Here is a 12,003-nt window from a genome sequence, read left to right as displayed (position 1 = left end):
TACGTCGTTTTAAAGATGTTTTTCATCCTTTTTACGCTATCAAATTTGCTCTTTTGACTGAAAATTGTTTAAAATAGAATAATTCAGTAATATTTTACTTGTAGGAATTTTCAATAGCGTTTAAAAATAACAATAATCTAGTTCAAATGATATTATTAACGTATTCTTTATAAGAATTATATTACATATTGAAAATTATTGATTTTATTATTCACTACTGTACATCAGTAATTTACAAGTAGAATTATAATAGTTAAAGGATTTAGGGAAAACTTAATAGGGTACAAACACCCCTTTAACCTGATATACTTGCATTTAATCGTATTAATTGGGAATTTAGAATAACCAATTGAAATCATTTATGCGAAAATTTTTACTTCTCTTTTTTTTGATATGCAACACACTAGTATTTAGCCAAGTAGGTGTGGGGACTACAGACCCGCATCCAGATGTAATGCTTGATATTAATGGCAGATTAAGAATACGTGATTATAATGATGGGAGTGATGAAGCAGCAAAAGATTCTCTGGTTGTTTTAGATGGTCGGGGAGTGGTGCATCGTATTGCCACAAAGACCTTGCTTGCTAATTTGGATAAGTCTTTAGTTCGTGCTGGAGTTTCTACTAGTTCTGGAGCTTTGATCGATATAAGCATTAGTGGAGAGAAAAGAGTACGATTTGATAATGAGAGTTTTGATATTAAAAGTGAATATGATAATTCTACCGGTATCTTTACCGCTGCAGCTAATGGTATTTATAGAATTACAGCACAACTTAGATCAAGTAGCTCTTTACTCTCTGCTGGAGAGTTTGGTATTGCCATATATAAAAATGATTCAAGTAGAACAACCTATTCTAAAATAGCTGAAGAAAACTATCTCAATGTAGAAGTAGGCCTAGGATTGGTAAAAGTATCTCCACCGGTAAGATCAGTTTCGACACTTGTACAACTAGCAGCTGGTGAAGAGATCACTTTTAGAAGTATAACTGCCTTATCCTTAACATTAGCTAGTAGTAGTAACGGTAACAGTACCTTTATGACCATTGAGCAAGTCCGTTAACTAGCCTTCCATATCAATCAGCGTTAGTGCTAAACGTATTTTGTAATAGGGAATCTTCTCTTCAAAATGTTCAAAATAAGGCTTGAGCCCTTCTGGATTGTCTAGATCCTTTTTAGCAGATTTAATTTGTTCCACTTCTGTTTTACTTACATAATTGTATAAATCCAGATCAGCGCCATCTTGTGCTAGTTTGGCTAAATGGGAGTACACGGTTGTATCTTTCAGGTCTCTCTTTTTAGCAACTTCATCAACTGAAAGTCCATCTTTTAGCATATTAAAAGTAACCTGATGCGTTGCAGTTTTACTACCTTTCTTTTTCAGCTTTTGTTGTTGAAAATCTAAAATAGCATCAATAAAAGCATCTCCATAGACATCTAGTTTGCGTTGTCCTACACCGCTTATTTCAAGAAGCTCCATTTCGGTAGTAGGTCTTACCTGTTCCATTTCTTTTAGGGTCTTATCACTAAAAACTAAATAAGCAGGTATCTCTTCCTCTTTAGCAATTTCAGATCTCAAAGAACGAAGTTTTTCAAAAAGATCATTTCCTTTTTTGATTTTAGGTTTCTTCTCCGTGAGAACCTCTTGTTTTATCGCTTCTGTGGGATGAGTAAGACTAACCTTTTTTCCCTCAAATAAAACAGCTTTGCTAGATTGAGTTAAATGCAGGCTGTTTCTTAGGTGAAAAGCAATCTCGCAATACCCTTGATTAATAAGCTGCAGTATATAATGTTGCCAGTCTTTCCAGGAAACATCAGCTCCTATCCCATATGTACTAATTTGATCCAAACCAGTATCCAGAATCTGTGCATTTTTCGCACCGCGCAAAATATCTATGATCACACCTATAGGCTGAGTTTCTTTTGCCCGGGCAATGGTAGAAAGTGCTTTTTGAGCTAAAATAGTTCCTTCAAAAAACTGTGGTGGATTTTTACATACGTCACAATTACCACAATCTTGCTCTAGAAATTCTCCGAAATAACTCAATAATATTTTTCGCCGGCAAGTAGTTGCTTCGGCATATTGCTTCATACGGTCTAGCTTGGCGTTTTGTACTTCTTCATTGCCAGCTCCTTGCGTAAACCTACGGAGTTGCAAAACATCTGCATAACTGTGAAAAAGTAACGCATGAGATTTTAGTCCGTCACGACCCGCCCGACCAATTTCCTGATAATATCCTTCAAGATTCTTTGGCATATTGTAGTGAATTACCCAGCGCACATTAGACTTGTCTATCCCCATCCCAAAAGCAACGGTAGCGCAAACCACTTGAGTTTTATCATAAATAAAATCTTCCTGAACTTTATTACGCTCTTCAAAACTTAAACCAGCATGATAAGAAGTAGCTTCGATCCCTTCTACCTTTAAAGCTTCAGAAACACTTTCTGTAGTTTTTCGGCTTAGGCAATAAATGATTCCGCTGGTATCTGGTCTTTTGGCTAAAAAACGCTTGATCTGATCCAGACGTTTATCTGCAGCACGAACTTCTAACGTGATATTTTTTCGATCAAAAGAACTTAAAAATTGTTGTGCGTGAGAGATATTGAGTTGGTCTGCGATATCCTGACGCGTAGCCTTATCTGCGGTAGCTGTTAAAGCTATAACAGGAGACTTGGGTAGGGTTTTCTTTAAAAAGCCCAATTGTTGATAAGAAGGTCTAAAATCGTGTCCCCAGCTGGAGATACAGTGCGCCTCATCAATAGCTACACAGCTGATGTAATTCTCATTGAGAATAGGCGACAAGCCTGCTAAACTTTCGGGAGCAACATAAAGTAATTTTAATTTACCCGCTGCCGCTTTGTTAATTATACTTTGCTGAAGCGTTGCACCCTGACTGCTGTTGTAAAAGTCAGCTTCAATTCCATTTGCTTTTAGACCATCTACCTGATCTTTCATCAATGCGATTAAGGGAGAAATAACCAGTGTTAAGCCTTTAAAATGTAACGCTGGAAGCTGATAACAAATAGATTTTCCGCCGCCGGTAGGCATAATTACAATCGCATCAGTTCCGGCAAGAACAGTTGCTATAATCTCACGTTGCTGATTTCTAAAGGTATCGTATCCAAAATAGGTTTTAAGCGTAGTAAGCAGAGTAGATTTTTCAATTTCAGCGGCCATCAGAATCCTTTTTTTTTACAAAAAACGGAATTTTTAAGCAGACCTGCAGCCATTTAAGTTTAAATAAATCAGACCAAAACTTGAACAATTTTAAGACCGCTACGCTAACGTTATAGAAACCCTAAAATCTATATCTGATTTTTAAACATAATGCATTTTTACATAGTCAAATTGAAAAATGCATAATTCTCTATCTTATGCTTTACAAATCCGTTAGAACCTTGTTATAGCTTTTAAATTAATTAGTAAACTTGTTTTGTATGAAATCTAGAAAATATACCATTGCGGTACTGCAATTAAACCTCAATAACACACCAGAAAATAATCTGGAGAAGTGTAAAAAATGGGTACGTGATGCCGCTGTAAAAGGAGGAGAAGTCATTTGTCTACCTGAATTATACAGTAGTCATTATTTCTGTCAGGATGAGGATGTTGACAATTTTAAATACGCAGAACCGCTTTACGATGTTTCGTTTACTGCGTTTAGTGAGTTAGCTAAAGAATTAGGTGTAGTGATCATCGTTCCGTTTTTTGAAAAGCGTATGAGCGGTATTTACCACAACAGTGCCTATATCATCGATACAGATGGAAGTGAAGCCGGTTTATACCGCAAAATGCATATTCCTGATGATCCTCACTTTTACGAGAAATTTTATTTCACACCGGGAGATTTAGGGTTTAAAACTATAAAAACTAAAAAAGCAGATTTAGGCACATTAATCTGTTGGGACCAGTGGTACCCGGAAGCAGCACGATTAACCGCATTGCAAGGTGCAGAAGTTTTGTTTTATCCTACAGCAATCGGCTGGCATCCTCAGGAGAAAGCTCAATATGGTGTGAATCAACACGGGGCGTGGATGAATGTGATGAAAGGTCACGCAGTAGCTAACGGGGTTTTTGTAGCAGCAGCTAACCGAATAGGTTTAGAACAATATATCCCGGATACAAATGGAATTGAGTTCTGGGGACAATCTTTTATTTGTGGGCCGCAAGGCGAAATTTTAGCACAAGCTTCTGTTGATCAGGAAGAAATATTGCTTGCAGAAGTAGACTTGGATCTTCAGGAAAATGTGCGTCAGAACTGGCCGTTTTTTAGAGATCGAAGAATTGATTTTTATGGTGAAATAACTAAACGAGCACTCGATTAATATATGAAAAGCAACAGGCGTTTACCGGCAGAATGGGAGAAGCAACAAGGAATTCTATTATGTTTTCCCAGTAACGGTAACGATTGGCCTGGTAAATATCAGGCAGTGCAATTTGTATTCATAGATTTTATAAAAAAAATAGCCGAGCATGAAACGGTCTTTCTTTTAGTGGGGCGTGAAAGCATCAAAGATAAGGTGATAGCCCTACTTGAAGCAGCGCACGCCAATATGAGTAAAATCACCTTTATACTTCAAAAAACAAACCGAAGCTGGATGCGCGATTCAGGACCTATTATTGTTAAAAATAATGGGGAACGAGAAGCCTTAGATTTCAATTTTAACGGTTGGGCGAAATATGGAAACTTCCGGTTAGACAAGATGATACCCCGGCGTATTTCAGATTTTTTAGGTATTCCGCTTAAGCAGGTTTGCTACAATAGTGAACCGGTGATTCTTGAAGGAGGAGCAATAGATGTTAACGGTAAAGGAACGCTTATTACTTCAGAAGAATGTTTGATGGATCAACATACACAAGTGCGTAATCCCGGTTTTACTAAAGCTGATTATGAAGCTGTATTTGAAAAATATTTTGGTGTTACCAATACGATCTGGGTAGGTAGTGGTATTGAAGGTGATGATACCCACGGCCATATAGACGACTTATGCAGATTTGTTAACCCTACTACAATTGTGACTGTGGTAGAATACGACAAAACTGATAAAAATTACGAGCCGCTTCAAGAGAATTTAAAACGACTGAAACAAGCAAAACTTGAAGATGGTACTACACCAAAAATCGTTGAGTTGCCTATGCCACGGCGCTTAAATTATGAAGATCTAAGGCTTCCGGCGAGTTACGCTAACTTTTTAATTCTCAATCATTGTGTATTAGTGCCAACTTTTAATGACACTAAAGATCGCACCGCACTTTCTATATTGGCAGATCTATTTCAGGATAGAGAAATAATAGGAATAAGCGCACATGACCTGATCTGGGGCTTAGGAACCTTACACTGCTTAAGTCAACAAATTCCCGCTTAAACTGCTTTTACAAAAGCTCAAAACCTATTTTATTTTCATCAGAAACCTACTCGTTTAAAAACGTACCTTTGCAGCAAAATACGAGTTATGCAATCTTTTGAAGATTTTAAAATAAATAAGCAGTTACGATACGCCATTGAAGACCTTGGTTTTTCAGGACCCACACCCATACAGCAAGAAGCTTTTGGAGTAGTACGTTCAGGTAGAGATGTTGTTGGTATTGCGCAGACCGGTACGGGAAAAACCTTTGCTTATATGTTACCGGTACTAGAAGGTTTAAAATTTTCAAAACAAGTAAATCCACGGGTTTTAATTTTAGTCCCTACGCGAGAATTGGTTTTACAGGTTGTAGACCAGATTAAAGAATACGGTAAATACAGTTCTATACGAGTTCTTGGTGTTTATGGGGGTACAAACATCAATACACAACGACAAGAAGTGGCGCAAGGATGCGATATCCTGGTAGGAACTCCCGGTAGACTTTATGATCTTGCTGTAAGCAGAACTTTACAGCTTAAATCTATAAAACAACTCATCATTGATGAAGTTGATGTCATGTTGGATCTTGGGTTTCGCTTTCAATTGGTAAATATATTTGACCTGTTACCACCGCGTCGTCAAAATATTATGTTTTCGGCTACGATGACTGATGAAGTTGACGAATTGATGGATACCTTTTTTACCGCTCCAGAGCGTATTCAGGTTGCTTTAAGTGGAACACCTCTTGATGCGATTGAACAGTATTATTATGAGTTGCCTAACTTTTATACTAAGGCAAATCTGCTTATCAAAATGCTTAAAGACAAAGACACTTTTAAAAAAGCCTTGATCTTTGTTTCTAATAAAAAGCACGCAGACCGGCTTTTTCAAACTTTAGAAGAAGTTTACGGAGATTCTGTAGGTGTAATTCACGCCAATAAAACGCAAAACTACCGTATTAATGCTATTGAGCAATTTGATGCGGGTACCTATAGAATTCTGGTGACTACAGATGTGATGGCTCGCGGTCTGGATCTCGATCAAATCACACACGTTTTTAATACAGATGTACCGCGTTTCCCTGAAAATTATATGCACCGAATAGGGCGTACCGGTCGTGCCGGAACAACGGGTAGTAGTTATTTACTGGGAACTCCTGATGAAGCAGAACGCAAAGCAGCAATAGAAGAATTGATGGAAATGAAAATCCCTCAATATGACGTGCCTGAGGACCTTGAAGTCTCAAAACGATTGTTGCCGGAAGAGGAGCCTGATTATGTAGAAATAAACAATCCCACCAAACGTAATGAGGAACGTGGAGCTAGTTTTCACGAGAAAAAAGAAAAAAACAAGAAGGTTAATTTAGGTGGAAAATACAAGCGTGAGATTGCTAAAAAATATAAAAAACCAAAAACCCGCGGGGACAAAAGCTTCAACCGTAGGTATAAAAAATAATTTCAGTTTTAAAAAAAACAGATTTTAAATGTTAAAATAGTATAGATTTCAGTCTAAAAATTTAACTAAAAATCCTACTTTTAAGCTTATTGATTCAGCCCAAATCAACTATGCTTAAAAACAATTCAATTTACATTATAGGAGCAGGAGTGAGCGGTCTTATCGCTGCTACTATTCTCGAAAGAAATGGTTTTTCTCCAACCATTTTAGAAGCTTCAGACCGCGTAGGTGGTCGTCTTAAGACAGATATCTTAGAAGGCTATCAGTTAGATCGTGGCTTTCAGGTTATGCTGGATGCATATCCAAAATCCAAAGAATATTTAGACTACCAAAAGCTCGAACTCCAAAAACTCCTTCCGGGAGCTGTGATTTTTGAGAATGGCAACAGTCAAACCCTTGGTGATCCTTTACGAGCACTTTCTCTGGCAATACCTACTGTTTTAGCAGCTTCTGGTAGTATTCGCGACAAGATAAAGGTCATGCGCTTAAACAGCGACCTTGCCTCAAAAGATATTGAAACCATATTTGATACTGAAGAAAAAACTACCTGGCAATATCTGCGGGAATATGGGTTTTCAAATCGGTTTATAGAAGACTTTTTTAAACCCTTCTTTACAGGAATATTTCTAGAGAAAGACCTGCAAACTTCCAGTAGGATGTTTGAGTTTGTTTATAAAATGTTTGGCGAAGGCCTTGCTGTAATTCCAAAAGGAGGAATCGAAGCTATACCAAAACAACTGAAGGCAAATCTTAAAAAAACGACATTTAAGTTCAACACGAAGGTTGAGGAAGTTAAAGATGGAGTGATTACATTAAGCGACGGAACCCATTTAGAGAGTTCAGGAACTATTATTGCTACCGAAGCGAGCATGCTGGTGGCAAATTTGAAGAATCAACAAACGATATGGAAAGCGGTAGATTGCCTGTATTTTGAAGTCCAAAATAGGGTTCTCGATAAGCCAATTATTGGTTTATTTTCTCAAGATGGACTCATCAATAACATCTTTTATCCCAGCAGTATAGAAACTGAAATTAAGGGAGCAAACCAGTTGCTTTCTGTTTCCGTTGTAAAAAAACACTCACTTTCAGAACCCGAACTTATCGCTCAGGTTAAGAAGGAATTAGAAGAACAGGCTAAAATCAAAGTGATTTGCTTTTTAAGACGTTACAACATCCCAAAAGCCTTGCCTAAACTCGACAATTTGAAATACAGTATTGATCCCGGCGAAACCCGTTTGACAAGTACTATTTTTCTTGCGGGAGACCAGTTGCTTAATGGTTCTTTAAATGCCGCGATGATGACCGGCGAACGGGCAGCATTGGGGTTGATTCAGGTGCTAGGAAATAATTAGGAAAAAATATTTACTTTTACAGATAAACTTATAAAATATGTCTAAAACTAAAATAGCAATAGCTTTAGGAAACTTCATTCTCCTTTTGGGGATTCTACTGTATTACACAGATGTTATAGAAGCAGAACTCACCATTAAAGCGTTTATGGTTCCTGCGTTCTTAATTTTAGGTTCTCAATTGCCTATCAGTGATCTGTTTAAGAAAAAAGAGGCTTAAGTCTTTCATTATTTATCACTAGACTCAAATCTCTCCATTCCATTCTACAATCTCACCGGGTTGCATGGTGTTTAGCTGTTGATTTCCAACCCTAATGCGAACCAGGCGCAGGGTAGGACAATCAATTGCCGAAGTCATTTTGCGGACTTGTCTAAACTTACCTTCTTGTATCGTAATGCTCAACCAGGTCGTTGGTCCGTGGCGTGCGTCACGTATCTTTTTACCACGGTTAGGTAAGTTTGGCGACGCTATCAGGGATTTGACAGCACAGGGCTTTGTAGTATACTTTTTACCGTCCAGACCTATTTCTATTCCATGTTGCAGTTGCAAGAGTTGTTCTTCAGTCGGAATTCCATCAACAAGTGCATAATATTCTTTTTCAATACCACTACGGTTGATGTGGTTACTCAACTTTCCGTCTGTAGTCATGAGTATTAAACCTTCAGAATTCTCATCTAAACGGCCTATGGGCATAATTTCTTCCGGCCAATCGTAGAGTTCTGCTAAGAATTTTTTCTTCCGCCTCTGGCGTAAATCATTACTGGTCAACTGACTGATAAAACCATAGGGTTTAAAGACTATAAAATGTTTGTGCTCTGCCAATATTAAGTTTCTTTTTCGCTCTGCGAAAATAGGAAAACTCAGGCTAGCAATTGTTCAACAGCTTTAACAAGACAAGTCTTTGCCATTAACAATTATGCGCTATTTTTGAGATTCAACGGCTAAATCTAGTACTGCGGTTTTGCATGATTCAATTTCACCAGAATTAGATACTAAGCTAAATCGTATTGATGTGCGCAGTGAAAAAGGAATTGTAAAATTTATTTTTGATAAGCACTATTACGGAATTCAACTAGACGGCGCCACCGGCGAAGTTCTACATATAGACAAAAGGCGCTCTGATGTTGTAGAAAATATTCACGATGGCTCAATTATAGATAATTATTTAGCTCGAGCGGCTAATTCAAATTGATGTATACCGGGATTATGAGTATCGCTCTTTTGCTGTTTACCATAACAGGTTTTTTGTTGTGGTATGGACCTAAAAGGATGCTTAGGAGTCAAAATTAATAGCAAATAGTAAAGAATATGTTTAAACAATTTGGAGGTAAACTCACTCCCGAACTTATAAAACGATATGAGCAGTCGCCCAATTGGTATGACGGTTGTTTTCAAAACCTAGAAGAAACCTCGATGGACATTGGTATTACAGAAATGCCAGGATTAATCTATAAAATGTTTTTTAGTAAAGGGAAATCTATTCCAAAGAGCAACTTACCTCTTGAAACATTTGATAAAACAGCTTTTTTAGCTCCGGATGATTCTTTAAAATACATCTGGTATGGTCATGGGGTTTATTTAATACGTTTAGCAGGCAAAACCATTTTGATCGACCCGATGCTCGGACCTGATTCTGCACCTATTGCTCCTACAACTACACGTCGCTTTTCAGAGAACACATTAGATATTATTCAAGATTTCCCCGAGATTGATTTACTACTCTTAACCCACGATCACTACGATCATTTGGATTATGCAAGTATGAAAAAACTTTTTCCTAAGATCAAGAATTATTATGTAGCCCTGGGTTCCGGTAGGCATTTGGAATCCTGGGGCATACCGGCTTCTAAAATTACAGAGTTTGACTGGTGGGACACGCATACTTTTGAGGGGATTGAATTGACATTTACGCCAAGTCGTCATTTTTCAGGACGTGGACTACGCGATCGTGCAAAATCTTTATGGGGAGGCTGGGTTCTAAAAACCGAATCTGTTTCAGTATATCATACTGGTGACGGGGGTTATGGTGCACATTTTAAAGAAATAGGAGCAAAGTTGGGTCCGTTTGATTTTGGCTTTGTAGAATGTGGGCAATACAATAAGCGCTGGCACAGTATACATATGTTTCCTGAAGAAGCGGTTACTGCCGCTCAAGATGCAGGAATCAAAAGAGCTACACCATATCATTGGGGTGGTTTTAAGCTTGCTTTTCACCCCTGGAAAGAACCTGCAGAACGTTTTCTAAAAGCGGCAACACTACAACAATTGAATTTTACCTTACCCAGATTAGGCCAACTCATGCATCTTGATCAAGCTGCCCAAACTGAAAAATGGTGGGAAACTTTTGAATAGATCGTGCTAGAAATTGATGTTTTAGATTTTAATAAAGACGAAAATAGGTTCTTTATAAAACTCGTTGAGAATTGTGTAATTGGTGCCTAGAAATAGACTAGCTTTGCGCCTTCTTAAAAAAGAAGGTTATGAAACGTATTACCGCTTACCGCAAGTTATTCAACACAGATAAAGATGCTGATTTGAAACAACTTAAATCTGCTTACAGAAATCTTGTTAAAGAATGGCATCCTGATAAATTTCAGGAAGGTGATGCGCGTAAAGAAGAAGCTGAACTTAAAAGTCGGGAGATCATTGATGCCTATCATTTTTTAGTGAGTATCGCTCCCGAAACTAAAGAAGCTACTTTAGAAACGTATACAGAAACGATTACCAACTCTGGTATTTCAGATTATCAGCATAAAGGCTTATTGTTAGAAATCACCTTTACTGATGGTAGTACGTATGAATACTTTGGTGTGCAAAAGCCTATGTTTTTAAAATTTCACAACGCAGGTAATCAAGTGCGTTTCGCAAAGCGGAATATCTACAATTCTTTCTTATACCGAAAGTCAAAACGCTTGCTGCAGGAGGCTTAATTTGTAAATTAGCGGCTGATGACTAAAAAAGCCATTTATGCCATTGTAATTGCTGCCCTAATTGCGGGTTCAAACGGTATTCTAATCAAAGCAATGCCCAGTTTGACAACCGGTGCGATTGGTTGGTTTAGAGCAGGAGTCCCGGTTTTATTCTTGTTACCGGGCTTGATCAAGGCTAATGAGTTGCGGGTTAAAGGCAATACTAAAATGCTGGTACTGGCCTCTGTCATCAATGCAGTTCGCACTTATTTTTTCTTGCTGGCTTTTGTATATACCTCAGTGGGTAATGCAGTTGTATTGTTTTATGTGTATCCGCTTTTTATCACGATAATCGAAACGCTGATCTACAAAACACCCATCAAACGCAATCAGATTTTACTGATGCTCTTAGCCTTTGCAGGGATAGCGGTAACTTATGCTGATAAAGAATTCAGCTTTGCGTCAAGAGATTTTATAGGTATGCTTGCAGCAGTTTTGGCTGCTTTGGGCTATGCATTTTTCGTTTGTATTTTTAAAAGACAAACTCAGGATTGTAACCGCAATCAGTTATTGTTTTATCAGAATATTGCAGGCGCATTGCTATTTTTACCGTTTCTTTTCGGGGTACAACAGGTTGAATTGGCACACATAGGCATTGGTGTTTTTTACGGTTTATTGATAGGAATCGTCCAATTTAGTTTGTTTTTCTTCGGCTTAAAACACTTAAATGCTACTACAGCAGCTTCTTTGATGTATCTCGAAGTTTTGAGTGCCGTAATTCTGAGTTTTTTAATTCTTGATGAACAACTAAGCTGGAATACCTATCTGGGCGGAAGTTTTATTTTACTCAGTAGTTTTTTTATTTCGCGTCTTAACCGTAAAGCTTCTTAAGAGCTTACTGAAGCTAGTATTCCTCAAAATCTTAACCTAGGTTAGGCAACTGCGT

At 37.8% G+C, this 12,003-nt stretch carries 12 protein-coding genes; 10 read left to right on the top strand and 2 right to left on the bottom strand.

Annotation, left to right across the window (positions count from 1 at the left end; all coding sequences use genetic code 11):
• The first annotated feature begins 361 nt into the window (after window positions 1-361).
• Window positions 362-1,060 carry a C1q-like domain-containing protein gene (locus DSM03_RS08825; protein ID WP_128760805.1) on the top strand — a complete coding sequence of 233 codons (699 nt, stop codon included), beginning with the start codon at window positions 362-364 and terminating at the stop codon, window positions 1,058-1,060.
• Here the strand turns inward: DSM03_RS08825 and recQ are convergent, their stop codons facing one another.
• The gene (recQ, locus tag DSM03_RS08820; RefSeq protein WP_128760806.1) at window positions 1,061-3,175 is read right to left on the bottom strand and encodes a DNA helicase RecQ; all 2,115 of its coding nucleotides are present in this window, start codon (window positions 3,173-3,175) and stop codon (window positions 1,061-1,063) included. It lies immediately after the preceding gene.
• 260 nt (window positions 3,176-3,435) lie between these two features.
• Between recQ and DSM03_RS08815 the strand changes: the two genes are divergently transcribed.
• The 5 genes from DSM03_RS08815 to DSM03_RS08795 all read left to right on the top strand — a co-directional run bounded on the left by DSM03_RS08815 (window position 3,436) and on the right by DSM03_RS08795 (window position 8,367).
• On the top strand, window positions 3,436-4,323 hold the full coding sequence (locus tag DSM03_RS08815; protein WP_128760807.1) for a carbon-nitrogen hydrolase: 888 nt from the start codon (window positions 3,436-3,438) through the stop codon (window positions 4,321-4,323).
• Window positions 4,324-4,326: 3 nt separating this feature from the next.
• Window positions 4,327-5,364 carry an agmatine deiminase family protein gene (locus DSM03_RS08810; protein ID WP_128760808.1) on the top strand — a complete coding sequence of 346 codons (1,038 nt, stop codon included), beginning with the start codon at window positions 4,327-4,329 and terminating at the stop codon, window positions 5,362-5,364.
• Between the two features lie 87 nt (window positions 5,365-5,451).
• Window positions 5,452-6,798 carry a DEAD/DEAH box helicase gene (locus DSM03_RS08805; RefSeq protein WP_128763127.1) on the top strand — a complete coding sequence of 449 codons (1,347 nt, stop codon included), beginning with the start codon at window positions 5,452-5,454 and terminating at the stop codon, window positions 6,796-6,798.
• A 110-nt stretch (window positions 6,799-6,908) separates the two neighbouring features.
• The gene (locus DSM03_RS08800; protein ID WP_128760810.1) at window positions 6,909-8,150 is read left to right on the top strand and encodes an NAD(P)/FAD-dependent oxidoreductase; all 1,242 of its coding nucleotides are present in this window, start codon (window positions 6,909-6,911) and stop codon (window positions 8,148-8,150) included.
• A gap of 37 nt (window positions 8,151-8,187) precedes the next feature.
• Entirely contained in the window at window positions 8,188-8,367 is a 180-nt protein-coding gene (locus tag DSM03_RS08795) for a hypothetical protein (RefSeq protein WP_128760811.1), read from the top strand.
• Window positions 8,368-8,391: 24 nt separating this feature from the next.
• Here DSM03_RS08795 and DSM03_RS08790 read toward each other — a convergent pair whose 3' ends face one another.
• Window positions 8,392-8,970, bottom strand: a complete 579-nt coding sequence (locus tag DSM03_RS08790) for a pseudouridine synthase (protein ID WP_128760812.1) — start codon at window positions 8,968-8,970, stop codon at window positions 8,392-8,394.
• Between the two features lie 139 nt (window positions 8,971-9,109).
• On the opposite strand from DSM03_RS08790, the gene DSM03_RS08785 reads away from it, so the two are divergent.
• From DSM03_RS08785 to DSM03_RS08770, 4 genes are all read left to right on the top strand, one after another.
• Window positions 9,110-9,340 (top strand): hypothetical protein, encoded by a 231-nt coding sequence (locus tag DSM03_RS08785; RefSeq protein ID WP_201740425.1) that lies wholly within the window; start codon window positions 9,110-9,112, stop codon window positions 9,338-9,340.
• A 116-nt stretch (window positions 9,341-9,456) separates the two neighbouring features.
• Window positions 9,457-10,500 carry an MBL fold metallo-hydrolase gene (locus DSM03_RS08780; RefSeq protein ID WP_128760813.1) on the top strand — a complete coding sequence of 348 codons (1,044 nt, stop codon included), beginning with the start codon at window positions 9,457-9,459 and terminating at the stop codon, window positions 10,498-10,500.
• A 128-nt stretch (window positions 10,501-10,628) separates the two neighbouring features.
• Window positions 10,629-11,078 (top strand): KTSC domain-containing protein, encoded by a 450-nt coding sequence (locus DSM03_RS08775; protein WP_128760814.1) that lies wholly within the window; start codon window positions 10,629-10,631, stop codon window positions 11,076-11,078.
• 18 nt (window positions 11,079-11,096) lie between these two features.
• A complete protein-coding gene (locus DSM03_RS08770; protein ID WP_128760815.1) occupies window positions 11,097-11,948 on the top strand; it encodes a DMT family transporter in 852 nt (283 codons plus the stop codon).
• The last annotated feature ends 55 nt before the right edge of the window (window positions 11,949-12,003 follow it).

The organism is Leeuwenhoekiella aestuarii (assembly GCF_004104055.1).
Taxonomy (GTDB): Bacteria; Bacteroidota; Bacteroidia; order Flavobacteriales; family Flavobacteriaceae; genus Leeuwenhoekiella; species Leeuwenhoekiella aestuarii.
Note: the sequence above shows the minus strand (reverse complement) of the source record. Positions and strands in the feature narration are given on the sequence as shown.